At 64.3% G+C, this 25,069-nt stretch carries 17 protein-coding genes and 1 pseudogene; 5 read left to right on the forward strand and 13 right to left on the reverse strand.

The genetic code is table 11. The features are described 5' to 3' along the window. Together rpfF and rpfB are read right to left on the reverse strand one after the other, a co-directional pair. On the reverse strand, positions 1-870 hold the full coding sequence (gene rpfF / locus ACCQ07_RS09555; RefSeq protein ID WP_372364013.1) for a diffusible signal factor synthase RpfF: 870 nt from the start codon (positions 868-870) through the stop codon (positions 1-3). A gap of 176 nt (positions 871-1,046) precedes the next feature. Then, positions 1,047-2,729, reverse strand: coding sequence for a fatty acyl-CoA ligase RpfB (rpfB, locus tag ACCQ07_RS09560; RefSeq protein ID WP_372364014.1), 1,683 nt, complete (start codon positions 2,727-2,729; stop codon positions 1,047-1,049). Positions 2,730-2,826: 97 nt separating this feature from the next. Here rpfB and ACCQ07_RS09565 point away from each other — a divergent pair, with 97 nt between their 5' ends. Continuing rightward, a complete protein-coding gene (locus tag ACCQ07_RS09565) occupies positions 2,827-3,276 on the forward strand; it encodes a hypothetical protein (protein ID WP_372364015.1) in 450 nt (149 codons plus the stop codon). Positions 3,277-3,313: 37 nt separating this feature from the next. Here ACCQ07_RS09565 and ACCQ07_RS09570 read toward each other — a convergent pair. Both ACCQ07_RS09570 and acnA read right to left on the reverse strand, forming a co-directional pair. Next, a pseudogene (locus ACCQ07_RS09570) lies at positions 3,314-3,551 on the reverse strand (hypothetical protein); the annotation flags it as partial. A 134-nt stretch (positions 3,552-3,685) separates the two neighbouring features. Further along, positions 3,686-6,454 carry an aconitate hydratase AcnA gene (gene acnA / locus ACCQ07_RS09575; protein WP_008571493.1) on the reverse strand — a complete coding sequence of 923 codons (2,769 nt, stop codon included), beginning with the start codon at positions 6,452-6,454 and terminating at the stop codon, positions 3,686-3,688. Between the two features lie 147 nt (positions 6,455-6,601). Between acnA and ACCQ07_RS09580 the strand changes: the two genes are divergently transcribed. The 4 genes from ACCQ07_RS09580 (at position 6,602) to ACCQ07_RS09595 (ending at position 10,939) form a co-directional block, all read left to right on the forward strand. Further along, positions 6,602-6,850, forward strand: coding sequence for an AbrB/MazE/SpoVT family DNA-binding domain-containing protein (locus ACCQ07_RS09580; RefSeq protein WP_372364016.1), 249 nt, complete (start codon positions 6,602-6,604; stop codon positions 6,848-6,850). Continuing rightward, positions 6,847-7,257 carry a type II toxin-antitoxin system VapC family toxin gene (locus ACCQ07_RS09585; RefSeq protein WP_372364017.1) on the forward strand — a complete coding sequence of 137 codons (411 nt, stop codon included), beginning with the start codon at positions 6,847-6,849 and terminating at the stop codon, positions 7,255-7,257. Before ACCQ07_RS09580 ends, ACCQ07_RS09585 begins: the two co-directional genes overlap by 4 nt. 50 nt (positions 7,258-7,307) lie before the next feature. After that, complete coding sequence (acnB, locus tag ACCQ07_RS09590; protein ID WP_029819309.1) at positions 7,308-9,899, forward strand: bifunctional aconitate hydratase 2/2-methylisocitrate dehydratase; 2,592 nt, start codon at positions 7,308-7,310, stop codon at positions 9,897-9,899. Positions 9,900-10,093: 194 nt separating this feature from the next. Continuing rightward, a complete protein-coding gene (locus ACCQ07_RS09595; protein WP_014090072.1) occupies positions 10,094-10,939 on the forward strand; it encodes an alpha/beta fold hydrolase in 846 nt (281 codons plus the stop codon). Positions 10,940-11,340: 401 nt separating this feature from the next. Here the strand turns inward: ACCQ07_RS09595 and ACCQ07_RS09600 are convergent, their stop codons facing one another. From ACCQ07_RS09600 to ACCQ07_RS09640, 9 genes are all read right to left on the reverse strand, one after another. Then, complete coding sequence (locus tag ACCQ07_RS09600) at positions 11,341-13,629, reverse strand: sensor domain-containing protein (protein WP_031422456.1); 2,289 nt, start codon at positions 13,627-13,629, stop codon at positions 11,341-11,343. Between the two features lie 78 nt (positions 13,630-13,707). Further along, a complete protein-coding gene (locus ACCQ07_RS09605) occupies positions 13,708-14,784 on the reverse strand; it encodes a protein-glutamate methylesterase/protein-glutamine glutaminase (protein ID WP_003486327.1) in 1,077 nt (358 codons plus the stop codon). Further along, positions 14,781-15,377: a chemoreceptor glutamine deamidase CheD gene (gene cheD / locus ACCQ07_RS09610; RefSeq protein WP_003486330.1), complete on the reverse strand. Its 597-nt coding sequence runs from the start codon at positions 15,375-15,377 to the stop codon at positions 14,781-14,783. The genes ACCQ07_RS09605 and cheD overlap by 4 nt, the downstream gene beginning before the upstream one ends. A gap of 2 nt (positions 15,378-15,379) precedes the next feature. Beyond that, the gene (locus ACCQ07_RS09615; RefSeq protein ID WP_008571499.1) at positions 15,380-16,240 is read right to left on the reverse strand and encodes a CheR family methyltransferase; all 861 of its coding nucleotides are present in this window, start codon (positions 16,238-16,240) and stop codon (positions 15,380-15,382) included. Positions 16,241-16,482: 242 nt separating this feature from the next. Next, complete coding sequence (locus ACCQ07_RS09620) at positions 16,483-18,864, reverse strand: methyl-accepting chemotaxis protein (RefSeq protein WP_014090074.1); 2,382 nt, start codon at positions 18,862-18,864, stop codon at positions 16,483-16,485. Between the two features lie 83 nt (positions 18,865-18,947). Beyond that, positions 18,948-19,331 carry a hypothetical protein gene (locus ACCQ07_RS09625; RefSeq protein WP_003486337.1) on the reverse strand — a complete coding sequence of 128 codons (384 nt, stop codon included), beginning with the start codon at positions 19,329-19,331 and terminating at the stop codon, positions 18,948-18,950. Between the two features lie 452 nt (positions 19,332-19,783). Further along, complete coding sequence (locus ACCQ07_RS09630) at positions 19,784-20,266, reverse strand: chemotaxis protein CheW (protein ID WP_003486339.1); 483 nt, start codon at positions 20,264-20,266, stop codon at positions 19,784-19,786. 135 nt (positions 20,267-20,401) lie between these two features. Continuing rightward, the gene (locus ACCQ07_RS09635) at positions 20,402-21,187 is read right to left on the reverse strand and encodes a flagellar brake protein (protein ID WP_277575053.1); all 786 of its coding nucleotides are present in this window, start codon (positions 21,185-21,187) and stop codon (positions 20,402-20,404) included. Positions 21,188-21,808: 621 nt separating this feature from the next. Further along, positions 21,809-24,478 (reverse strand): methyl-accepting chemotaxis protein, encoded by a 2,670-nt coding sequence (locus tag ACCQ07_RS09640; protein ID WP_218490186.1) that lies wholly within the window; start codon positions 24,476-24,478, stop codon positions 21,809-21,811. Between the last annotated feature and the right edge of the window lie 591 nt (positions 24,479-25,069).

The following is a 25,069-nucleotide window of genomic DNA, read 5'->3' on the forward strand; positions in this document are numbered from 1 at the left end:
TCAGCCGGCGTCAAGCCCTGAGCGGCGCGATTGCGCGCGAACCAGACGGTCCATGGTGCGCAATGACTTTTCGCCCAACTGCATTGCCGTATCGACCCAGATTTCGGTGATGCGCATCATTTCCTGCAGCGGCACCGCCGTGGTCATTTCGCGCACTTGCTGCATTGCCGCCCAGGCATGCGGCGTGCGCTTGCTTTCGCGGATCACTTGTTCGACCGCCGCCACGCCCCGACCGCGCGGCACGACGCGATCGACCAGGCCCATGCCGAGCAACTCCTCGGCGGAATACAGATTGCCTTCGAGCATGATTTTTTGCGCCAGTTGCGCACTGACACGCTGGCACATGAAAGAGTAGGCGCCCATCCCCGGGAACAGGTCGAACAGCACTTCGGGCAATCCCATCATCACCCCTTCCTCGGCGACGATGGTGTGGCAGCTCAACGCCGCTTCGAATCCGCCGCCGAGGGCATTGCCCTGCACCAGGGCGATGCTGTGCGCGCGTGCGCCCAGGCCGACATGGAACGCGTGCACACCGCGTACACAGCGTTGGGCGTAATCAAGCAGTCGAGCACGGTCGCCTTCGCGAATGAGTTGACAGAACAGCGCCAGATCGCCGCCCAGGTTGAACACATCGCTGTCCGATGCCAGCACCACGTGCGGAGCCAGCACGCCGGCGTTGTTCAGGCGTTGACCAAGGTTGGTCTGATAGCCGGTAATGTCGTCGACCAGGCGCGTCGAAAAGCAGGCACGCCCCGGGTTTGTGGCCAGGTCGGCATGCATATGGATCCAGTACACGTCACGCTGCGGTTCTTCGATGATGCGTAGGGTCGAGCCGATGTTGGTGCGAATGAAGGGTTGAACTGCAGACATGGTGGTTCTCCGTGATGACCGTCCGGCCGGCCGCCTTTCGGACGGAGATGAGGTTGAACGCGTGAGCGTGCGCCGACATCGGATTCTATGCGTGCAAAAGCGAACGCCCGCAAGGCCTTGCGGCAATGCGGGCGTCAAAGAAGGCTGAACGCCTTCGGGCTGCGGTATAAGCGGTATTACGTCTTCGGCGCGTCCCGTAATTCGCGGCGCAGGATCTTGCCGACGTTGGTCTTGGGCAACTCCTTGCGGAATTCGATCACCCGCGGCTGCTTGTAGCCGGTGAGGTTAGCGCGGCAATGCGCCTTCACATCATCGGCCGTCAGGGCCGGGTCCTTCTTCACGATGACCGCCTTGACGATCTCGCCGGACTTGTCATCCGGCACGCCCACGGCGGCCACTTCCAGCACGCCGGGCATTTCGGCGATCACGTCCTCGATCTCGTTGGGGTACACGTTGAAGCCGGACACCAGGATCATGTCCTTCTTGCGATCGACGATGTAGACGAAGCCCTGTGCGTCCATGCGCGCGATGTCGCCGGTATGCAGCCAGCCTTGGGCATCCATGACCTTGGCGGTTTCATCGGGTTTCTTCCAGTAGCCCTTCATGACCTGCGGGCCCCTGATGCACAGCTCGCCGATCTCGCCCACGGGCAGTTCCGCGCCGGCGTCGTCCTTGATGCAGGCATCGGTGGACGGAATCGGCAGGCCGATCGAACCGTTGTAGTCCTTCAGGTCCATCGGGTTGATGCACGCGGCCGGCGAGGTTTCAGTCAGGCCGTAGGCTTCGACCAGGGTCAGGCCGGTGACTTTCTTCCAACGCTCGGCGACCGAACGCTGGACGGCCATGCCGCCGCCAAGGGTCATCTTGAGCGAGGAGAAATCCACCTGATCGAATCCGGGCGTATTGAGCAGCCCGTTGAACAGCGTGTTGACGCCGGTGAACGCGGTGAAGCGGGTCTTTTTCAGCTCCTCGACGAAGCCTGGCATGTCGCGCGGGTTGCTGATCAGGTGGTTGCAGCCGCCGATCTTCATGAAGACCAGGCCGTTCGCGGTCAATGCGAAGATGTGGTACAGCGGCAGCGCGGTGATCACCACTTCGTGGCCTTCTTCCAGCTTGCCGGTACCCGCCAGCCACTGGTGCGCCTGCTGCATGTTGGCGACCAGATTGCGGTGGGTCAGCATTGCGCCCTTGGCCACGCCGGTGGTGCCGCCGGTGTACTGCAGGAAAGCGATGTCGTCGGGTTCGATCTGCAGCGTCGGCACGCGGTGCTTGCGGCCCAGCGCCAGCGCCTCGCGGAAGCGAATCGCGCCGTTGATGCGGTAATCGGGCACCAGCTTCTTGACGTACTTGACCACGAAGTTGAGCAGTGCCGCCTTCGGGAAGCCCAGCATGTCGCCCAGGCCGGTGGTGATGACTTGCCTGACCGGCGTGTCGGCGATGACCTGCTGCACGGTGGTGCCGAAGTTGTCGATGACCACCAGCACGCTGGCACCGGAGTCGATCAACTGATGCTTGAGTTCGCGCGGGGTGTACAGCGGATTGACGTTGACCACGGTCAGGCCGGCACGCAGCACGCCGAAGGTCGCGATGGGGTATTGCAGGCAGTTGGGCATCATCAAGGCGACGCGGTCGCCTTTCTTCAACTGCAGCTCGCCAAGCAGGTAGGCGGCGAATTGCTCGACCAGCTGATCCGCCTCGCGGTAGGTGATGGTCTTGCCGAAGCTATGGTACGCAGGCCGGTCGGCGAAGCGTTTCACGGAGGTGGCAAACACCTCGGCCACCGTGCGGAACTGCTCAAGATCGATTTCGGCGGCAACGCCGGCCGGATAACTTTGCAACCAAGGACGTGCCTGATTCATCTGCCCCCCTCCAGGGTGTTCTCGACGCGCCGCAGTGTGTTCCACGGCGTTACAACAGCTGGCAGCATACCGTCATGGATGGAAAAGGCGAAGCGTGATGCAGAGCAGCATTCAAGTGTCGTGGCGCCTGGCGTGGATGGGGTTTTGCATGCTGGTCTTGCTCGGGTGCACGCGTGCTGCGCCGGAACAACGTCTGCGCGCCACGCTGGAGCAGATGCATCAGGCGATCGAGGCGCGCGAGATCGGCGATGCGATGGCGCCGGTGGCCGAGGATTTTGTTGGCGAACATGGGCTGGACGCCGCCGGGTTACGGCGCTTGATGCAAGTGCAGATGCTGGGCAATCAACAGCTCGGCGTGACCATGGGGCCGGTCGATGTGGCACTGCGCGGTGATACCGCCACGGTGCGCTTCACCGCGCTGTTGACCGGCGGCAACGGGCGCTGGGTGCCCGATCAGGTGCAGACCTATCAGGTCACCACCGGTTGGCGATTGCAGGGCAGCGACTGGCAGCTGTACCACGCGCAATGGGTGCCGGCGGCGCGTTGACCGCGCCGATGCAGTGGAGCGCGGCTGCCGCTTGGTGCGGCCGGACGCATGGCGCCAGGGCATGGATGGGGGGCGTGAGGCATCTGGCCGAAGCGCGCATCGCCCGGTGACGCCGTTGCGTTGCGACAAGGTGGAAGGTGGCCCTCCGGCTGGCTGCCGTTGGCTGGGCAATGCAGCCTGTTGCCGCCTTCTTCTGCGCCAAATATCTCGGTGGTGAGATCGATGTCCGTGTGCCGGCGATGGTATCGGTCACCACCAACGGCGGGGGAGGGAATTCAGTTCGACGTCGGGATGCACGCGTCCTTTGCTCACCACCGCGTGATCGCCGTTTTTTTTGAGAGGCCGGAAACGCCACTCCCGCCGAGCGGCGGGAGTGCGTTGCATCGTTGCAGCGCAATGCGCGCTGTGGTCAGGCTGCCTTGCGTGCCGCCAGCTGCCGCAGCACATACTGCAGCAAGCCGCCGTGCTTGAAGTACTCCACTTCCTTGGGTGTCAGCAGCAGCACCTTGACCTGGAACTGCTTGACGCTGCCGTCGGACTTTTTCGCATTGACGGTGGCACGACGGCTGGCGCCATCCTGCAAGCCGGTGATGTCCAGCACTTCCGAGCCATCCAGGCCGAGCGTCTGTGCATTTTCGTTTTCCAGGAACTGCAAGGGCAGCACGCCCATGCCCACCAGATTGGAGCGGTGGATACGCTCGAAGCTTTCGGCGATCACGGCCTTGACTCCGAGCAGGTTGGTGCCCTTGGCGGCCCAGTCGCGCGAGGAGCCGGTGCCGTATTCCTTGCCGGCCAGCACCACCAGCGGCACGCCGTCGGCCTTGTACTTCATTGCGGCATCGTAGATGGCCAACTTTTCCGGCTGGCCGCCGCCGGCTGGGTAATACAGCGTGTTGCCGCCTTCTTCGCCGCCGAACATCAGGTTCTTGATGCGGATGTTGGCGAAGGTGCCGCGTACCATCACATCGTCGTTGCCGCGGCGGCTGCCGTAGCTGTTGAAGTCGGCCGGCTGCACGCCGCGTTCCTGCAGGAAGCGGCCTGCCGGCGAATCCTTCTTGATGTTGCCGGCCGGCGAAATGTGGTCGGTGGTGATCGAATCGCCGAACAGGCCCATGATGCGTGCGCCGTGCACGTCGTCCACGTTGCCCACCTGCATGGTCATGCCGTCGAAGTAGGGTGGGTTCTTGATGTAGGTCGAGGCTTCGTCCCACGCGTAAAGCGCGCCATCGGGCGAGGCGATGGTGTTCCAGCGCGTGTCGCCCTTGAACACGTCGGCATAGTTCTGCTTGAACATCTCCGGGCCGACGGTGGCGGCGATGGTGTCGCCGATTTCCTTGTTGCTCGGCCAGATGTCGCGCAGATACACCGGCTGCCCATCGCTGCCGGTGCCCAGCGGCTCGGTGGTGAGGTCGATGTCGGTGGTGCCGGCGATGGCATAGGCCACCACCAGCGGCGGCGAGGCCAGATAATTCATCTTGACCTCGGGGTGTACGCGGCCTTCGAAGTTGCGGTTGCCCGACAGCACCGAGGTCACCACCAGATCGTCCTTGGCAATGGCCGCAGACACGTCTTCCGGCAGCGGGCCGGAGTTGCCGATGCAGGTGGTGCAGCCGTAGCCGACCACGTAGAAGCCGAGCTTTTCCAGGTCGGTGAGCACGCCGGCCTTTTCAAGATAGTCAGTGACCACGCGCGAACCCGGCCCGAGCGAGGTCTTGACCCACGGCTGCGCCTTCAGGCCCTTGGCCGCCGCGTTACGCGCGAGCAGGCCGGCGCCCAGCATCACCGCCGGGTTGGAGGTGTTGGTGCAGGAGGTGATCGCGGCGATGACCACCGAGCCATCGCGCAGCTGCCAACCCGCACCGCTGGCGCCGGCGCTTTCTGCCTGCGACGCCTTCGCACCGACGGCGGTGCCGCCGCCACCTTCGTTCTTGAGGCGGTCTTCCTGCTTGAGATCGGCCAGCTTCTTGCTGCGCGCGTCGGCGAACGGCTTGAGGCTTTCGCGGTAGTTGGACTGCATGTCTTCCAGCAGCACCCGGTCCTGCGGACGCTTGGGGCCGGCCAGCGACGGCTTGACCTGGCCCATGTCCAGTTCCAGCGTGGCGCTGTACCGGGCGGGCGGGGTAGTGGCGTCGTGCCACAGGCCCTGCGCCTTGGCATAGGCCTCGACCAATGCAATCTGCTCCTCGCTGCGGCCGGACAGGCGCAGGTAGGTCAGCGACTCCTCATCGACCGGGAAAATGCCGCAGGTGGCGCCATATTCGGGCGCCATGTTGCCGATGGTGGCGCGGTCGGCCAGCGGCAGGTGCTGCAGGCCGTCACCATAGAACTCGACGAACTTGCCCACCACCCCGAGCTTGCGCAGCATCTGGGTGACCGTCAGCACCAGGTCGGTGGCAGTGGCGCCCTCGGGCAACTTGCCGGTGAGCTTGAAGCCCACGACCTGCGGGATCAGCATCGACGACGGCTGCCCCAGCATGGCCGCTTCCGCCTCGATGCCGCCCACGCCCCAGCCCAGCACGCCGATGCCGTTGATCATGGTGGTGTGGCTGTCGGTACCGAACACGGTGTCGGGGTAGGCGACCAGCGTGCCGTCCTTCTCGGCGCTCATCACCACGCGCGCCAGGTTTTCCAGGTTCACCTGGTGCACGATGCCGGTGTTGGGCGGCACCACCTTGAAGTTCTCGAACGCCTTCTGGCCCCAGCGCAGGAAGCCGTAGCGTTCCTGGTTGCGCTGGAATTCGATCTTGCCGTTGAGGTCGAGCGCGTCCGGCTTGCCGAATACATCGACCTGCACGGAGTGGTCGATGACCAGTTCGGAGGGAATCTGCGGGTTGATCTGGTCGGCATTGCCGCCGAGCTTGACCACCGCATCGCGCATGGCGGCCAGATCCACCACGCAGGGCACGCCGGTGAAGTCCTGCAGTACCACGCGCGCCGGCATGAAGGCGATTTCGATATCGGGCTCGGCGGTGGGGTCCCACTTGGCAACCGCTTCGATGTGGTCCTTGCCGACGGTCACGCCGCCGTCTTCATGACGTAGCAGGTTCTCCAGCAGGATCTTCATCGAATAGGGCAGGTGGCCGATATCGAAGCGTTCGCCCAGCTTCGGCAGGCTGTAGTACGCGTAGCGCTTGCCGTGGACCTCAAGTGAGGTGCGAGTGGAAAAGGAATCGCTCATGCATCACTCCTATGGCATCGAAGGCTTTAGGTAGGTGCCCATTCTGAGCGATTCAGTGTGTACGTACGGTGTGTCCAGACCGATCTGCCAACTTGAGTAGGGCGGTGCAAGTACGTATCATGCGTGCATACTTTCTGGAGCATGCTCATGGAAGCCACCGTTGCCGAACGCGGACAGATCACGCTGCCGAAGCCCGTGCGCGATGCACTGGGCCTGACCAAGGGCACCACGTTGAAGATCGAGCTCGACGGCGGGCGCATCATCCTGCGCAAGGACGTCAGCGAGGCGCTGCGCAAGGTGCGCGGCAAGTTCAAGCTGGTCGACGGCCTGACCAGCACCGATGCGGCCATGCGCGTGATCCGTGGCCGCGCCCCCGGGGACCCGTTCGACCCATGATCGCCCTGGATTCCTCGGTCCTGCTGGACATCCTGATCGGCGACCCGGTCTATGGCGAAGTGTCGGAGGTCTGCATCGGCGACGCGCTGGCGCGCGACGAAGTGGTGGTCTGCGACGCGGTGGTGGCCGAGGTGCTGGCCATGCTCGACACCCAGGTCGACCTGATGGAAACCCTGGCCTCGATCGGCGTGCGCTACGAGGCCACCCAGGAAGCGGCGGCAGTGCGCGCCGGCCATATGAACAAGCGCTTTCGCGCGCGCGGCGGCAAGCGCGAGCGGGTGGTGGCCGACTTCCTGATCGGCGCCCACGCCATGCTCCAGTGCGACGGGTTGATCACCCGCGACGAGGGCTTCTTCCGCGATTACTTCAAGGGTTTGAAGATCATCGTTCCCAAACCCGCACTCTGATCCACGTTCGCGCTTTACCACCTTCACCGCTGCTTTTTTGGAGAACCCGCATGTTGGAAGCCTATCGCCACCACGTTGCAGAGCGCGCCGCGCTCGGTATCCCGCCGCTGCCGCTGACCGCGCAGCAGACCGCCGAGGTCATCGAGCTGTTGAAGGCTCCGCCGGCTGGCGAGGAAGAATTCCTGGTCGAGCTGCTCAGCCAGCGCGTGCCGGCCGGCGTCGACGACGCTGCCAAGGTCAAGGCCTCGTACCTGGCCGCGGTTGCCTTCGGCACCGAGACCACCGCGCTGATCAGCCCCACCCGCGCCACCGAGCTGCTCGGCACCATGCTGGGCGGCTACAACATCCAGCCGCTGATCGACCTGCTGGACAACGCCGAGCTGGGCGCCACTGCCGCCGAAGCGCTCAAGCACACCTTGCTGGTGTTCGATGCGTTCCACGACGTGCAGGAAAAGGCGCAAGCCGGTAACGCGCACGCCAAGGCCGTGCTGCAGAGCTGGGCCGATGCCGAGTGGTTCACCAGCAAGCCGGAAGTGCCGCAGAGCCTGACCGTGACCGTGTTCAAGGTGCCGGGCGAAACCAATACCGACGACCTGTCGCCGGCGCCGGATGCGACCACCCGTCCGGACATCCCGCTGCATGCGCTGGCCATGTTGAAGAACAAGCGCGACGGCGCGGCGTTCGAGCCGGAAGAAGACGGCAAGCGCGGCCCGATCCAGGCCATTGCCGACCTCAAGGCCAAGGGCCATCTGGTGGCCTACGTGGGCGACGTGGTCGGTACCGGTTCCTCGCGCAAGTCGGCGACCAACTCGGTGCTGTGGTGGACCGGCGAGGACATTCCGTACATCCCCAACAAGCGCTTCGGCGGCGTGTGCCTGGGCAGCAAGATCGCCCCGATCTTCTACAACACCATGGAAGACGCCGGCGCCTTGCCGATCGAGCTGGACGTCTCGCAGATGGAGCACGGCGATGTGGTCGAGCTGCGTCCGTACGACGGCAAGGCGCTGAAGGACGGGCAGGTGATCGCCGAGTTCGCAATGAAGTCGGACGTGCTGTTCGACGAAGTGCGCGCCGGCGGCCGCATTCCGCTGATCGTCGGCCGTGGCCTCACCGCCAAGGCGCGCGAATTCCTGGGCCTGCCGGCGTCGGACCTGTTCCGCCTGCCGATGGACCCGCCGGACACCGGCAAGGGCTTCTCGCTGGCGCAGAAGATGGTCGGCCGCGCCTGCGGGCTGCCGGAAGGCCAGGGCATGCGCCCGGGCACCTATTGCGAGCCGAAGATGACCTCGGTGGGTTCGCAGGACACCACCGGCCCGATGACCCGCGACGAGCTGAAGGACCTGGCCTGCCTGGGCTTCTCGGCCGACCTGGTGATGCAGTCGTTCTGCCACACCGCCGCCTATCCGAAGCCGGTGGACGTCAAGACCCACCACACCTTGCCCGAGTTCATCTCCACCCGCGGCGGCGTCTCGCTGCGTCCGGGCGACGGCGTGATCCACAGCTGGCTCAATCGCATGCTGCTGCCCGACACCGTGGGCACCGGCGGCGACTCGCACACCCGCTTCCCGATCGGCATTTCGTTCCCGGCCGGCTCCGGCCTGGTGGCCTTCGCCGCCGCCACCGGGGTGATGCCGCTGGACATGCCCGAGAGCGTGCTGGTGCGCTTCAAGGGGCAGATGCAGCCGGGCGTGACCTTGCGTGACCTGGTCAACGCGATCCCGCTGTACGCGATCAAGCAGGGCCTGCTGACCGTGGCCAAGCAGGGCAAGAAGAACATCTTCTCCGGCCGCATCCTGGAAATCGAAGGCTTGCCGAACCTGAAGGTGGAGCAGGCGTTCGAACTCTCCGACGCCTCGGCCGAGCGTTCGGCGGCCGGTTGCACCGTGCACCTGGATAAGGCGCCGATCATCGAGTACCTGACCAGCAACATCACCCTGCTGCGCTGGATGATTGCCGAGGGCTATGCCGATGCGCGCACCCTGGGCCGCCGCATCAAGAAGATGGAAGACTGGCTGGCTGACCCGCAGCTGCTGCAGCCCGATGCCGACGCCGAATACGCGGCGGTCATCGAGATCGACCTGGCCGATATCCATGAGCCGATCGTGGCCTGCCCGAACGACCCGGACGACGTGAAGACGCTGTCGGAAGTGGCCGGCGCGGCCATCGACGAAGTATTCATCGGCTCGTGCATGACCAACATCGGTCACTTCCGTGCCGCGGCCAAGCTGCTGGAAGGCAAGCGCGACATCCCGACCCGCCTGTGGGTGGCACCGCCGACCAAGATGGACGCCTCCGAGCTGACCAAGGAAGGCCATTACGGCACCTTCGGCGCGGCCGGTGCGCGCATGGAAATGCCGGGCTGCTCGCTGTGCATGGGTAACCAGGCGCAGGCACGCGAGGGCGCCACGGTGTTCTCGACCTCCACGCGTAATTTCCCGAACCGGTTGGGCCGCAACACCAACGTGTACCTGGGCTCGGCGGAACTGGCGGCAATCTGCTCGCGCCTGGGCCGCATTCCGACCAAGGACGAGTACATGGCGGATGTCGGCGTGATCAAGACCAGTGGCGATCAGATCTACCGCTACATGAACTTCGATCAGATCCAGGAATATCAGGACGTGGCAGAAACCGTCGCCGCCTGATTCTTCCGGCAGGTTTGCTGTCCCGAAATGCCCGGCACTGCCGGGCATTTCGCTTTTCGGGCAATGGTTTCGTGTAGTCGTCACGATGCCCGGCGTTAAAGCAAATACCAGCTGACTGGATTGTGGCATTGCAACAAAAATCTGAAGTGCGCAGGTCTAGAGTCCCGCCGCTCTACCACTGCCCGTTGATGCCCATGCCCACTTGCACAATCTCCGGTCAAACCCTGCATTACACGCAACACGGCCGCGGTTTCCCGGTCTTGCTCGGCCACAGCTATCTCTGGGACGCTGCGATGTGGGAGCCGCAGATCCAGGCGCTGTCGCAGCATTACCAGGTCATCGTTCCCGAGCTATGGGGACACGGGCAGTCAGGTCCGTTGCCGCACGGCACGCAGCAGATCGGCGATCTTGCCGGGCACATGCTGGCCCTGCTGGACGCACTGAAGTTGCCGCAGTGCGCGGTGGTCGGCCTGTCGGTGGGCGGCATGTGGGCCGCCGAGCTTGCCCTGATGGCGCCGGAGCGCGTGCGCAGCCTGGTGTTGATGGATACTTTCCTGGGCGCCGAGCCAGCCGCCACGCGTGCGCGCTATTTCGGCCTGCTTGATGCCATCGAGACGGCCGGGCAGGTGACGCCTGCGCTGATCGAGGCGATCGTGCCGATCTTCTTCCGCCCTGGTATCGATCTGAGCTCGGCATTGCCGGCCGCCTTCGCGCAGCGTCTGGCGGCGATGTCGGCCGAGCAGTTGCGCGCATCCATCGTGCCGCTGGGCCGGCTGATCTTCGGCCGAGCCGACCGACTGGATGCCCTGTCCGCGCTGGATCCGGCCAATACCTTCCTGCTCGGTGGCGCCGAGGACATTCCGCGCCCGCCCGAAGAGGTGTGGATGATGGCCGAGGCAATCTGTTGCGATTACGAGCTGATCCCGGACGCAGGCCATATCGCCTCGCTGGAAAACCCGGCCTTCGTCAACGCGCAGTTGCTGGGATGGCTGAAGCGGACGGTGGGTGAGACCGAGGTGGAGCTGATGCGAGTGGGATGAGGGTAAGGACCTCGCCCGACGTGGGATAAGGCGACTGGTTCCTTCTCGCCGCCTCACTTTCTTACGGACAGGAGGCGGGCTTGAAGCGCTCTCTCCTTGGAGATGGCTGAAGCGCCGCCGTTGTCAGGATGATGTTTCCCTTTTCCGGTTGGGACACTGTCCTTCTTTATGGAGGAGAAGGTGCCCGCGGGGCGGATGCGGGTACGGCGTCGGCGCGATACGTGCTTGGCCGTACCCGCACCCGAACCCCCTCCCGCGGGGAGAGGGGCTTAAAGCCCGCTTTCGTAGGGAAGGGCTTGCAGCGCCGCTCTTCTGCAGGAGGAGCCTCATGACTTGCCACGCCATGGCCCGCCTTTCCTGGCTGGAAGGAAGTTCGAAGCGGTGATCGTTCGGCGGTTGCGTTATGACGGTTGCGCGCCCAGCCAGGCTTCCAGTGCCTGGGCCGGTAGCGGCCGCGAGAACAGATAGCCCTGAAGCACCTCGCAACCCAGGTCGGCGAGGAACAGGCGCTGCGCTTCGTTTTCCACACCTTCGGCGACCACGTGCTTGCGCAGGTGCTCGCCGATGCGCAGCACCGAGGTGGTGAGCGCGCGCGCATCTTCGCTGTGTTCGATATCGCGGACGAAGCTCATGTCCAGTTTGAGTTCGTCGATCGGCAGGCGATGCAAGTGGCTCAGGCTGGAATAGCCAGTGCCGAAATCGTCCAGCGACAGCGAGATGCCGGCTTCGCGAATGGCGTGCAGGTTTTCCAGCACGCCCGGTTGCCCGGACAGCATCACGCTTTCGGTCAGTTCCAGGGTCAGATCGGACGGCTGCACGCCCAGTTCGGCGATCAGCTGCAGCAGGTCGGGAAGCATGCGCGGGCTTTCGAAGCCGCTTGCCGACAGATTTACCGACACGCGCGCCACCGGCACGCCACGCTGGCGCCAGTCCGCGACCTGTTCGCAGGCACGTCGCAGTACCCAGGCGTTGAGCTGCGGCATCATGCCTTGCTCTTCAGCCACCGGCAGAAACCGCGCCGGCGATACCGCGCCCAGTTGCGGATGATTCCAGCGCAGCAGCGCTTCCACACCATACAGGGCATGCGGCGCGGCGCTGTGCATCTGCGGCTGGTAGTGCAGCTGCAATTGATCGCGGCCAATGGCCTGGCGCAGCTCGGCCTCCAAGGCCACGCGTTCCTGCGCCATGCGGTTCATGTCGGAACTGAAAAAGCGAAAGCGCCCACCGCCTTCCTTCTTGGCGCGATTCATCGCCAAGTCGGCATGGCGCAGCAGGATGTTGATGTCGTGGCCATCCTCGGGAAACATCGCCACGCCGATACTGGCCGAGGGATGCACGGTCATATGGCCAACCGGCAGCGGGCTGGCGATGCTGACCAACAAACGCTCGGCGGCGGCACTGGCCTGCTCTGCGCTGCATTGCGGCAGCGCGAGCGCGAACTCGTCGCCGGATAGCCGCGCCAGCATCGCCGTGGCGGTGATCTGGTCGTTGACGCGCAAGGCAATATCGCGCAGCAGGCCATCGCCTGCGGCGTGCCCCTGGCTATCGTTGATGAGCTTGAAGCGATCGATGTTGATGAACATCAACGCGGCCGGTTCGCCGGCGTATTCGGCCTGGGTCAGTGCCTGCTCGGCACGCGCGCTGAACATGATGCGGTTGGGAAGGCCCGTGAGCGTGTCGTAGAACGCCAGTTGATGCACGCGCTGGCGGATCTGCTCGCGTTCTAGCGCCAATGTGCACAGCTGCTGGCACAAATCGGTGAGCCGCATATGCCAGGCATCGGCACGTTGCGGCTTGCGGTAATACAGCGCGAAGGTGCCGAGCACGCGCGCGCTGTTGGAGCGGATCGGCGTGCTCCAGCAGGCGCGCAGGCCCCAAGGCAAGAGCGTGTCGCGATATGCCTCGAACAATGGGTCGGTGGCGATGTCTTCCACCATCACGGCGCGACCGCGCCAGGCCGCGGTGCCGCAGGCGCCAGTGCCCGGGCCGATCTTCAAGCCGTTGACTGCGTCGGCGTATTCGGGCGGCAGGCTGGGCGCAGCCAGCGAATGCAGGCGACCTTGATTGTCCGCACTCATCACCGTGGCCAGCACATCCGGTGCGATGCGTTCGACCTCGGTGCAAATCAGCGTCATCACCTCGATCAACGGGCGTTCCTGCACCAGGGCCTCCAGCACGCGGTGCTGCAACACCTCGTGCATCTTGGTGTCGGTGATGTCGGTCAGTACCGCCACGTAATGCGAGGGAGCGTGGTTGGCGTCGTAGATCGGGTTGAAGTTCAGCGAGATCCACAGCGGCGTGCCGTCCTTGCGATAGACCAGCAGGTCGGCACGGGTGTGCTGCAAGGCATCGGCGCGATCGCGAACGCGAGCGACCTCGCTTTGGTCGCTTTGCGCACGGGTCAGGACATCGGAGGGACGCAGACCGACCAGCTCGGCTTCGGTGTAGCCGAACATGCGCTGGAAGCCGTCGTTGGCGTACAGCAGGCGCGATTGCAGGTCGCAGATGAGAATGGCGCTGCTGCTGCCATCCAGGGCTTCGGCGAGCAGACGCGCGCGGCGTTGGTCGGGTTGTTCGCCAGCCTTGGCCATGCCGGCGGTGACCGGGCCGGGCCTGATCTGGCCCGTGCCTGGGGCGTTGGCATGGATCGGCTCAGCCGTCAGCGGCGTGCGGTCCATCGCTGCATCCACGCCAGCGCCCACCGCGCTTCCCGGTGCCGGAGGAAGCGTTGGGTTGGTCGGGTGCGAGGGATGCGCGGCCATGCCGGATCAGCGCGCCTGCGCCGACAATGCGAGCAAGCGCTCGGCCACGCGGTCCAGCGGCACCACTTCCTGCGCGGCGCCAAGTTTGTACGCGGCACCGGGCATGCCCCAGACCACGCTGCTGGCTTCGTCCTGCACCAGCGTCGGCGCGCCGGCCTGCAGCATTTCCAGCAGGCCGCGTGCGCCGTCGTCGCCCATGCCGGTGAGGATGGCGCCCACCGCATTCGGGCCGGCATTGGCGGCAACAGAACGAAACAGCACGTCCACTGCCGGCTTGTGGCGATTGACCGGCGGGCCATCGTCGATGCGGCAGCGCCAGCGCGCACCGTCGCGAATGATGCGCAGATGCTGGCCGCCCGGCGGCAGATACGCATGGCCAGGCAGGATGGCCTCGCCATCGGTGGCTTCGCGTACCGACATGGCCGAGTGGCGGTTGAGGCGCTCGGCGAATGCGGTGCTGAAGCTGGCAGGCAGATGCTGGGTCATCACCACCGCGGGCGCATCGGCGGGCATGTGTTCGAGCACCACGCGCAGCGCTTCGGTACCACCGGCGGAGGCGCCGATGGCGATCAAGCGGTCGGTCGTGCGAAAGCGCAGCGCGCTGCCGGCCACCGGTGCCGATTGCATATCCAGCGTGACTTTGGGCGCGCTCGGACGATTGAGTGCGCTGACCTTGGCTTTGGCGGCCATCTTGACCTTGCTGACGATCTCTTCGGCGTAGCCTTCCAGCCCGCGTGCGACGTCGATCTTGGGCTTGGACACGAAGTCCACGGCGCCCAGCGACAGGGCCTGCAAGGTGGTGTCGGCACCGCGCTCGGTCAGCGATGAAATCATCACCACCGGGGTAGGGCGCAGGCGCATCAGGTTTTCCAGAAACACCAGGCCGTCCATGCGCGGCATTTCCACATCCAGCGTGATGACGTCCGGATTGAGGCGCTTGATCTTTTCGCGCGCCAGCAACGGGTCGGCGGCCGAGCCGACCACTTCGATGCCGGCGTCGCGCGATAAAATCTCGGTGAGCATCTGACGCACGACCGCCGAATCGTCGACGATCAATACACGCACAGGGGTTTCCAGCGTCATTCGAACAACTCCACTCCACCGGTAACCGGTGCTTTGGACAGACGGGCGCGCACGGCCGATTCGGTGGCGGCGACTTCGGCTTCGTGTGCGTGCGGCAAGCGCTGCACGACGACGCGGCCAGTGGTCGCGAAGAACCACACCTTGCGCGGATGGATGCCACACAGATCTTCAGCGATGATGGGAATATGTTCGGCCTGCAGGTACTGGCGCACGAACTCGGCGTTGCGGGTGCCGACCGGGTTGCTGGTAAAGCCCTTCAGCACGTTGGCGCCACCGAAGACCTTGGCTTCGATGCGTTTGCGGTGCGCGCCGCGCTTGAGCATGTCGTTGATCAGCAACTCCATGGCATAGCTGCCGTAGCGCGTGGGTGCGCCGTCGCCGACCTGGCCTTCGGGCAAGAGAAAGTGGTTCATGCCGCCGATCTTGAGCACCGGGTCGCGCAGGCAGGCTGCAACGCACGATCCCAAGGTGGTCGTCAACGCGGTGTCGTCGTCCACCACCAGGTATTGGGTGGGCAGCAGTTTGGCGGCAATGGTCTGGAACCGCGAATCGCGGTAGCGCATGACGTCGTCGACTTGCACGGCGGTACTCATGCTCAGGCTCCTGCGCGCGGTGCGCGCCGATACAGCGTGCGCCCGCACGGCTGGATCAGATCGGCCGCGTGCAGGTAGTTCTCCGAGTGCCCGGTGTAGAGCAGACCGTCCTCGCCCATGTGACTGACCAGGCGCGACAGGATGCCGCGCTGGGTGGGCTTGTCGAAGTAGATCATCACGTTGCGGCAGAACAGTGCTGCATACGGACCGCCGACGTCGTAACGCGGTGCCAGCAGATTCAACTGGCGGTATTCGATGAGCTGGCGCAGCGCCGGAATGACCCGGCATTTGCCTTCATTGGGGCCGCTGCCGCGCTGGAAGTACTTGCGCTTGATCGCTGCATCCAGCGAGGCGACACGGTCGATGGCATAGACGCCGCGCGAGGCGGTTTCCAGTACCTGCGTGTCGACGTCGGTGGCGACGATGCTCACCGGCGGGGTCAGCGTGCCGAAGGCTTCGCAGGCGGTGATGGCGATGGAGTAGGGCTCCTCGCCGGTGGAGGCGGCGCACGACCAGATCTTCAACGGCGCCTGCGAGGCGCGCTTTTGCAGTTCTTCGCGCAGCTTGTCGAAATGGTGCGGCTCGCGGAAGAACGAGGTCAGGTTGGTGGTCAGCGCATTGGTGAATGCCTGCCACTCTTCTTCATCGTTGCCGGCTTCGAGCTGGTCGAGGTAGTCGCGGAACGAGCGCAGGCCGAGCACGCGCAGGCGACGCGACAGGCGGCCATACACCATGTCGCGCTTGGCCGGCGCCAGTGCGATGCCGACACGCTGGTAGATCAGGTCGCAGACACGCTTGAAGTCGCGGTCGCCGAAATCAAATTCGCGTGTGTCTGAAGCGGAAGTCGTTGTCGTCATATCCATACGCGTCGTGAGCTATAACTGGATATCGGCCACGGAGCCGCGCAACTGAAGCGCCAATGCGTGGATTGGGCGCGGTTGGGTTCGCTAGCTCGTCCGATGGGGACGGCGGCTGGCGATGGGCGCTCAGAGGCAAAGATGCCCCATCGGTGTGCTGCCGCAGCGGACGCGGGGATCAACGCAGGTGCCTGGCCCAAATGCACAACGCCCCGGCAGTGCCGGGGCGTTGTGGTAATAGCGGTGAATCAGAACTCTTGCCAGTTACCGTCGGCCAGTGCGGCCTGGGATTTGGCTGGCCGCGACGCGCTTGCTGCTGCGCGTGCCACCGGCTTGGCGGCGCTCTTCACTGCAACCGGGCGCGAGGCGATCGGCCGGACGCGTGTGCTTTGTGGCGCCTGCGTAGCCGAGTCGTCCAGCTTGAACACCGACACCGCTTCGGCCAGATGACCTGCCTGCTCTTCCATCGAGCGGGCGGCGGCAGTGGCTTCTTCCACCAGCGCAGCGTTTTGCTGGGTGGTTTCGTCCATCTGGGTGATGGTCTGGTTAACCTGCTCGATGCCGGACGACTGCTCCTGCGAAGCGGCAGAGATCTCGCCCATGATGTCGGTCACGCGCTGCACGCTGGCCACGATGTCGGCCATGGTGGCGCCAGCCTTGCGCACCAGTGCCGAGCCTTCGGCCACCTTGTGCACGGAGTCGTCGATCAGGCCCTTGATCTCCTTGGCCGCACCGGCCGAACGCTGTGCCAGCGTGCGCACCTCGGAGGCGACCACGGCAAAACCGCGACCCTGTTCGCCGGCACGCGCTGCTTCCACCGCTGCATTCAACGCCAGGATATTGGTCTGGAACGCGATGCCGTCGATGACGCTGATGATGTCGGCGATCTTCTTGGACGAGGCTTCGATGCCGGACATGGTGGTGACAACTTGCGACACCACTTCACCGCCTTGCGAAGCCACGCCGGTGGCGCCGATGGCAAGCTGGTTGGCCTGACGGGCGCTTTCGGCGTTCTGCTTGACGGTGGAGGTGAGCTCCTCCATGGAGGCGGCGGTTTCTTCCAGATTGGCGGCCTGCTGCTCGGTACGGTGCGACAGGTCACTGTTGCCCGAAGCGATTTCGCCAGCGGCCGAATTGATCGCAGTGGACGACATCTTGATGCGCCCGACGATGTCGGCCAGCTGCTCGGCGGTGGCATTGGCATCGTCACGCATCTGTGCGAACACGCCGCTGAACTCACCATGCATACGCACGGTCAGGTCGCCACGCGACAGCGCGGACAGCAGGGTCGAAATCTGTTCCAGGCTGCCGGCATTGGCATCCAGCAAGCCGTTGAGCTGCTGCGCCAGCTGCAGGAAGAAACCGTGCTTGCCGTCGGTTTCCACACGCCCGCTCATGTCGCCACTGGCGGCAGCGCGCACGATGCGGGCCACTTCTTCTTCCACCTGCACTTCGATGGTGCGGTCGCGCCATTCGCAGACTTCGCCGCTGGTCTCGCCCTGTTCGTTCTTGATGGAGGTGACGGTCTGCGCCAGCACCACTTCGCCGAAACGCTCTTCGAAGCTGGTGACGCCATCGCGTTCCAGTGCGGCAATGGCCTTGCGCACGGTCGCATCCGACAAACCCAGGTAGCTGATGTGCTGGCCGATCACCTTGCTTGCGTCGAATTCGGGCGATGCCAGGCGGATGCTGCTTTCGTACTGCGCCACGATCTTCTTGAAGGCGTCGTTGGCGTAGATCATCACGCGCTCTGGATCGGTGATGAAGGTGCCGGTCGAGGACTTGTCCAGCGCGGTGCGGATGCGCAGGTTTTCGTCGGCAATTTCCTGGTCGCGTTCAATGCGTTCCTTCAGGTCGCGCTGCATGCGCTGCATGGAGCGCATCAACTCGCCCACTTCGTCCTGGCCCTGTACGTTGATCTGGCCGTCCAGCTTGCCGCCGGCAATTTCGGTGGCCGTGGTGACCGCGCCGCGCATGCTCTTGACGATGGAACGGGCGAACAGGAAGGCCAGGCCCAGGCCGCCGGCGATGCCGATCAACAGCACCACCAGGGTCAGCGTGACGGAGGTGGCGTGGACCTTTTCGGCCTTGGTCTTGGCCGCCTGCGCGAGCAGGTTATCTTCGGCAATCAAGGCAGCCAGCGAATCCTTGGCCTTGTTGTGCAGGGTACGGGTCTCGCCGACGAAGGTGTCGATGGCGTCGTCGGGCAGATTCAGCTCCATCATTTCGTCGACGCTGGCATAGGAGGCCGATGCCTTCTTCCAGTCCGCCACGAACACGTCGAACAGCTTCTTCTGTTGCGGGCTTTCGATCAGACGCGGGTAGCCCTTGATGGTGGCTTCGATCTCGCCATTGAGCTTCTTGGCGCGGACCTTGGCTTCCTGCTTGACCGAATCGCTGGCGCGCACCAGGTTCTGGTAGGCCGCATTCCGGTATTCGCCGAGCATGCCGCGCAGATCGCCCGCCTCGCGCACGCTGGACATGGTGTTGCCGGCCAGGTCGCGGGTGACATTATTGAGCGAAGCCAGGCCCGAATAGGCGATGACGCCCTGGACGAGCATGATCAGCAGCACGATGCCGAACGCCAGCATCAGCTTGGGCATCAGTTTCAGATTGTTGATCCATTGCATTGACACGATTCCCCGTAGAAGTCAGTCCGCATAGCCGCAACAGCACATCGCCACGCGCGAGGGCGTGGCGATGTGCGAGGCGATTACTTGATGGTGGCGAGCTTCAGGCTGGCCGGGGAGCTGACTTCGATTTCGGCGCGCGAACTGTCGCGCTGGATCTTGCCGAGGACGCAGACGTCCTTGCCTTCGAGCGTTTCGGGGGCGAAGCTGAACTTGCCGCGGTTGGCGCCGTCGATGCGTGCGGAGAAGGTGTGGCGCGGGAACATGCCGCCCATGTACAGGAAGGTGGGTTCGCCTTCCGAGCTCTGCGCGTACTTGGCCTTTTCGACCTTGCCGCACACCATGCCGTCCTTGCCGACGAAGCGCGTCGCCATTTCCGGCGGAATCATTTCCTGCGACTGGGCCGACAGCGTGGGAGCAACGATCACGAGAGCAGCGACGGGGAGGAGCGAGAGCAGGAACTTCATTGGGATTCTCCAGAAATCAAAAGTCGAACGGTGACCCGTTGTGTGGACGCGGGCTTCATTCAGCTATCGGCTAACCGCCGTTCAACTTGAATCCGGAAAACGTGATTTTTATCTCATTTCCATCGAGTGGTGCGTCGCGTGTCGGGAGCTTCCTGACACGCGATCGTCGTAAATGCGATCGCACAAAAGCGTTGCGGCCGCCGGAGCGGTGCAGTGGGTGCAGGGTGCCACCGCATACGCTGAAAAGCGGCTACCGAACGGAGCGAATCAGCCAACAGTGGCGAGGGGCGCAGAAGCCGGAGTGCACAAGTGCGACATCGGGATTCGGAGCGCCGACCACGCGCGTTCTGGCGGCCTGGCAGTCGTTTGGTAGCCGCTTGTCGTACATGGCGGCTCCTGCATTCCTCTACACCTCTCCGGCGACCGCAGGCGAGGCAACGCAGCCGTTTGAATCAGGCGGCTTCTTCCACCAGCTGCTGACCCAGCTCGGTGCTGTCCAGCAGCGTTTCGATATCCAGCAGGATCAACATGCGATCGTCCTGGGTGCCGATACCGGAGATGAAACGGGTGTCGACCGACGCACCGAATTCGGGGGTAGGACGGATCTGGTCGTCGTTGAGCGGAATCACGTCGGACACGCTGTCCACGACGATGCCGACCACGCGGTCCTCGACGTTGAGCACGATCATCACGGTGAAAGCGTCGTAGCGCGCTTCTTTCAGGCGCAGCTTCAGGCGCAGGTCGATCACCGGCACGATGGTGCCGCGCAGGTTGATCACGCCCTTGATGTAGTCCGGCGCGTCGGGCAGACGCGTGACCGAATCGTAGCCGCGGATTTCCTGCACCTTCAGGATATCCACACCGTAGTGTTCTTCGCCCAAAGCGAAGCTGAGGAATTCACCACCTGTGCCGGTGGCAGTGCTTTTATCGTTCATGGAAACTCCGGGCGTTGCGGCTAAGTGTCGGGTTGAGGCAGGACTGCGGCAGCAGAGACGGATGCGGGATGCCCTAGCAACATCGGCGGGGTAGGCGGCAACTTTAGGTGCCGGCCCCGCGTGGTACGCGAGGGTTCAGAACACGCCGCTCTTGCGCGCATTGCGCTGGCGGTCGACACGGAAAATGTAGCGCTGGATGGTTTCGTCGGCGCCGCGCGGCAGGTCGCTGAACTGCATGCCGATCCGGAAGCCTTCGCTGCCGTTGGGCAGGGCCTGCTTGTACTGGCTGCACACGGTCAGCGGCAGCGTGATCGGGGCGGTGTCGGGCAATTGCAGGATGCAGTTGCGGTAGGTGCGTTGCAATTCGAGCAAGGGCATCCCGTCGGTGAGGGACACCGCCAGGCCGCCGCTGCTGATGTCGATCACGCGCAGCTGCAGGTTGAACTCGTTTCCCTGCGCCGCTTCCTGGCGGATGGTGCAGACGGGCGAATCGGTGATCGGCGTTTCCAGCCGGTACGATTCGCGCCGCTGCATGTGGTACATCGCGGCAGGCAGGTCGACGCGGAAGGCGACGTGGATGTCGCGCTCGATCCGTTCGGCCTTTTCCAGGCGGAAGCGGATGTTCACCCGTTCCAGTTGGGCGTAGCACAGCAGGTATTTGGCGCCTTCGATGGCGCGGTTGGAGGCATCGTTATGGCTGCCGTCCAGGATCACGCAGTCGTCGTCTTCGTCCACTTCCAGCACGGCGGTGGGCACGGCCATGTCGCGGCCAGCCACATGCATGGTCACGATGGCGCGTTGGTCGAGCAGCTGGCGCAGCAATCCACGGATCTGCCGCTTGTTGCGCAGCAGGTAGCGCTCGTCACCTTCGGCGAGGTGATCGGCGTCGTGGTCCAGCTCTGAGGTATCGCCTTGGGACATGGGCACAAGCACAGTAGAAGCGGGAAGGCGCCTGGCGGGTTGTCCCGGCGTCGCCTTGATATCGGCGGCAAAGCCAAATCTTTAAGGCGGCCGACCAAACTCTATGCCGATCGGTGGTCAGGCGCAGCCGCGATGGTCTGTGTGCAGCGCGTTCAGCCAAGCAAGCGTCAACGTCTGGCGCGAGGTCTTCGTTCTTCAATACGCCACCAGCGAACTATCTGGTGAGGGCACGGTGCCTCTACGTGTTGTCGCTCGCTGCAGGATCCTTGCCCGCCCACCATCGCAGGACACGCTGCAAGTACGTCCCCGTAAGCTCCGTGGCGGCATCCATGCCGCCAAGGGTCCCGCGACGGTGGGCGGGCAAGGACCAGTCGCGTTGGTCGATGTGCAGGTTTCAACACCGCAACCAGCAACCCCAAGCCGCGCGAAGCGGTGTCCTAAGCACTTCAGCACCGCCAGCAGAAAACTGTCTGGCGCGGTGTCCTTGCCGGTAGCCGGACCGTTGGCGGCATGGATGCCGCCATCGAGCCCCATGGACGGTTTTACGGCATGTCCCGCGGGCGGTGAGGGCAGCGCGCCCTCGATGCTGTGATCTGGCTGCAATGAATCGTCGTTGCCGTCTCAGCTGTAGGCATGGCGTGCGTTGGACAGCAGGGTGCTCAGGCGGTCCTGTGGCTCCAGGCGGAACACTGCCACCGCATCCACCAACTGTGCGGCCTGGTCTTCCATCGAGCGCGCGGCGGCAGTGGCTTCTTCCACCAGCGCGGCGTTCTGCTGGGTGGTTTCGTCCATCTGGGTGACGGTCTGGTTGACCTGGGTGATGCCTGCGGCCTGCTCGCGCGAAGCGCTGGTGATTTCGCCCATGATGTCGGTGACGCGCTGTACCGAGGTCACCACCTGCTGCATGGTGCTGCCGGCTTCGGAAGCCAGTGCCGCGCCGTTGCCGATGCGGGTGACCGAGTCTTCGATCAGGTGCTTGATCTCCTTGGCCGCGCCGGCCGAGCGCTGTGCCAACGTACGGACCTCCGAGGCCACCACAGCAAAGCCACGACCCTGCTCGCCGGCACGCGCCGCTTCCACCGCCGCGTTCAAGGCCAGGATATTGGTCTGGAAGGCGATGCCGTCGATCACGCTGATGATCTCGGCAATCTTTTTCGACGAGGCGTCGATATCGGCCATGGTGGTGACCACGCGGTTCACCACATCGCCGCCCTTTGCCGCCACACCGGCAGCATCCAGCACCAGGCGATTGGCCTGGTCGGCGTTGTCGGCGTTCTGCTTGACGGTGGCGGTGAGCTCTTCCATGGAGGCTGCGGTTTCTTCCAGCGCGGCCGCTTGCTGTTCGGTGCGACGCGACAGGTCGCCGTTGCCGGTGGCGATTTCGGTGGCGGCCGAATTGATCGTCAGCGACGAGTCCTTGATGCGGCGCACGATACCGGCCAACTGGTCGGCGGTGGCGTTGGCGTCGTCGCGGATGGTGGCGAAGACGCCCTGCAGCGCGCCGTCCATGCGTGCGGTCAGGTCGCCTTGCGACAGCGACGAGAGCAGGGCGGAGACGCGCGACAGACCGTCGGCGTTGTTGTCCAGCAATGTGTTGAGCTGTTGGGCCAGCAGCAACAGGAAGCCCTGCTTGCCGCGCACGTCGATCCGCTCGCTGAGGTCGCCGGCCGCGGCGGCTTCCACCACGTGCGCGACTTCCTGTTCAACCTGCACTTCCTGGGTACGGTCGCTCCATTCGACCACATAGCCCATGCGCTCGCCGGTGGCAGCCACGACCGGGCTGACCACTTCGTGCACGATGCGGCCGCCGATTTCGACCTGTGCGGTGTGCGTACTCTTGAGTTGATCCAGCAGGCGTGCCTGCTCGGGATTGCGATGGAACTGGTCGATGCGGGTATTGCCCAGTGCAGCGGCATCGAAGTTGGGAAGATCGTGCCGCAGGACGTCCTGCATCTCCGACAGCATGCGCTGCAGCGGTCGATTGACGTAAATGATGCGGCGCTCGGCGTCGGCGATCATCACATTGGTGCTGACGTCGTCCAAGGCGGTGCGTACGCGCAGTGCTTCGCTGGCGATCAGGTGGTCGCGTTCCAGGCGCGCGCGCAGGTCATCGCGCATGGTGCGGGCGTTGAGCAGCAGGCGACCGAGTTCGTCATGCCGGTCGATGTCAATCGCGTTGTCCAGGCGGCCGGCCGCCACGTCGCCAAGCACGCGTTCCACTGCCAGCAGCGGGCGGGTGACCATCTTGCGCGCGGCAATGAACACCACCGCGATGCACAGTGCCAGCACCACCAGCGAGAACAGCAGCATGCTGCCCATCAGCGCGTCCAGCGGGCCGTCGATGGCACTGCGCGGCTGCGCGCCAATCACTGCCCACTGCCACGGCGCGTAGCGCTGTGCGGTGACTTCGAAGGCCTGGCTGGCGCCCTTGCCATCGCGCAGCTGCAGGTTGGCGCTGGGCTGCTTGCCGTCCAGCACTGCCTGCAACAGGGCCTGCTGTTCGGCCGGCACCAGTGCCGCTAATGTGGCCGGGGTGCCCGGCGGAGCCGCGATGATCTGGCCCTGGTGATCGCCCGGCGCCATGTCGGCAATGACGAAATAGCCGTCCTGGCCCAGTTTGGTGGTGCTGACCTGGGCCTTGAGCGCGGCCAGGCCTTGGGTGTAGTTGCGCCCGACGAACAGCGCGCCAATGACCTCGCCGGCGGCATCGCGCAGCGGCTGGTAATGGGTCATGTACTGCTCGCCGAACAGCTGCGCCTGGCCGGTGAAGCTCTTGCCTTGCGACAGGGCGGCGTAGGCCTTGCCCTTGCGATCGAGCAGGGTGCCGATGACGCGTTCGTTCTGCTTGTTACGCAGCGAGGTGGTGATGCGCACGAAGTCGTCGCCGGTACGGGCGAAGATCGTGGCAACGCCGCCGGTCGCCTTGGCAAAGCGGTCCACGGCGTCGAAATTGAGATTCAATGCCTGCTTGCCGGCACGCAGCGAGGGGGTGTTCTGCTCGCCGATGGTGACCGTGCTGGCGCTATCGAGTTCGCGCGCGCCGGTGGGGAGCATGTCGTCGAACACGCTGCCCAGACGCTGGGTGCCTTCGCTGAGCGTGACGTCGTACATCGCCACCGACTGCTGCATCAGTCGGGTGCTGGAGCGCAGCTCGGCCTTGACCTGCGATTCGATATCGCCAGCGGACTGGCGATAGATGGTCAGGGCCAGCAGCCCCAGCGAAATGGCGATGACCAGCGTGAGCAGTGCGGAGAGCCGCGTACCGACCGAGAGGCGGTTGAAGGAATGCATGAGGAATCGACCTTGCCCGGGGGAGGGCGTTACGAATGCGTGAGCTTGGTAGCGGCCGTTTATGCTCGAAATTGATTGTTCCCGTTGAAATCAGCACAAAATTAGGCATTCCATTCAGCATTCGCTGGCTGAAAGCGGTTTCACATCGTCCACCTTGTCACCGACGATTGTAAATTTTGGGTGAAACCAAAAGTGTCCTTGAGGGAGGCGACGGGCCGCATACGGCGGGCGAAATGGCGCCTTGCGGCCGCCCGTCCGAGCAACATCCTGGGCAACCAATGCGAGGGTTGCGCAGTCGCCAGGCGGTTATGGCCGGAGCCGGAATTGGCTCACATCCTCGGTTGCTACGCACCGCTTCGCCTGAAGAGCGCTGGTGCGGTCTGTCGGTCTTACTCCGGGATGGCAGCAAAAAAAAGGGCCGCTTCCCCTCGCAAGGGAAGCGGCCCACAAGATCTGCGGAGCGCGGATCAAAGGCTCTCGAAACGTCTGTGTTGCTGGACAACGGTGTTGCGTGAAACGCGCATCGGCAGCTGCGACCGGTTGACGATGAGTACGGCGGCCGAATGCACCACCGCGACTAAAAACGATCCC

Source organism: Xanthomonas sp. NCPPB 3583, assembly GCF_041475715.2.
Classification (GTDB): Bacteria; Pseudomonadota; Gammaproteobacteria; order Xanthomonadales; family Xanthomonadaceae; genus Xanthomonas; species Xanthomonas euvesicatoria.

Coding starts and splice junctions, on each gene's coding strand:
- rpfF (WP_372364013.1), bottom strand. CDS start 870: ATGTCTGCAGTTCAACCCTTCATTCGCACCAACATCGGCTCGACCCTA.
- ACCQ07_RS09605 (WP_003486327.1), bottom strand. CDS start 14,784: ATGACGCTGGAAACCCCTGTGCGTGTATTGATCGTCGACGATTCGGCG.
- ACCQ07_RS09635 (WP_277575053.1), bottom strand. CDS start 21,187: ATGTCCCAAGGCGATACCTCAGAGCTGGACCACGACGCCGATCACCTC.
- ACCQ07_RS09625 (WP_003486337.1), bottom strand. CDS start 19,331: ATGAAGTTCCTGCTCTCGCTCCTCCCCGTCGCTGCTCTCGTGATCGTT.
- ACCQ07_RS09615 (WP_008571499.1), bottom strand. CDS start 16,240: ATGGATATGACGACAACGACTTCCGCTTCAGACACACGCGAATTTGAT.
- cheD (WP_003486330.1), bottom strand. CDS start 15,377: ATGAGTACCGCCGTGCAAGTCGACGACGTCATGCGCTACCGCGATTCG.
- acnB (WP_029819309.1), top strand. CDS start 7,308: ATGTTGGAAGCCTATCGCCACCACGTTGCAGAGCGCGCCGCGCTCGGT.
- ACCQ07_RS09580 (WP_372364016.1), top strand. CDS start 6,602: ATGGAAGCCACCGTTGCCGAACGCGGACAGATCACGCTGCCGAAGCCC.
- ACCQ07_RS09565 (WP_372364015.1), top strand. CDS start 2,827: ATGCAGAGCAGCATTCAAGTGTCGTGGCGCCTGGCGTGGATGGGGTTT.
- ACCQ07_RS09595 (WP_014090072.1), top strand. CDS start 10,094: ATGCCCACTTGCACAATCTCCGGTCAAACCCTGCATTACACGCAACAC.
- ACCQ07_RS09620 (WP_014090074.1), bottom strand. CDS start 18,864: ATGCAATGGATCAACAATCTGAAACTGATGCCCAAGCTGATGCTGGCG.
- rpfB (WP_372364014.1), bottom strand. CDS start 2,729: ATGAATCAGGCACGTCCTTGGTTGCAAAGTTATCCGGCCGGCGTTGCC.
- ACCQ07_RS09585 (WP_372364017.1), top strand. CDS start 6,847: ATGATCGCCCTGGATTCCTCGGTCCTGCTGGACATCCTGATCGGCGAC.
- ACCQ07_RS09640 (WP_218490186.1), bottom strand. CDS start 24,478: ATGCATTCCTTCAACCGCCTCTCGGTCGGTACGCGGCTCTCCGCACTG.
- acnA (WP_008571493.1), bottom strand. CDS start 6,454: ATGAGCGATTCCTTTTCCACTCGCACCTCACTTGAGGTCCACGGCAAG.
- ACCQ07_RS09630 (WP_003486339.1), bottom strand. CDS start 20,266: ATGAACGATAAAAGCACTGCCACCGGCACAGGTGGTGAATTCCTCAGC.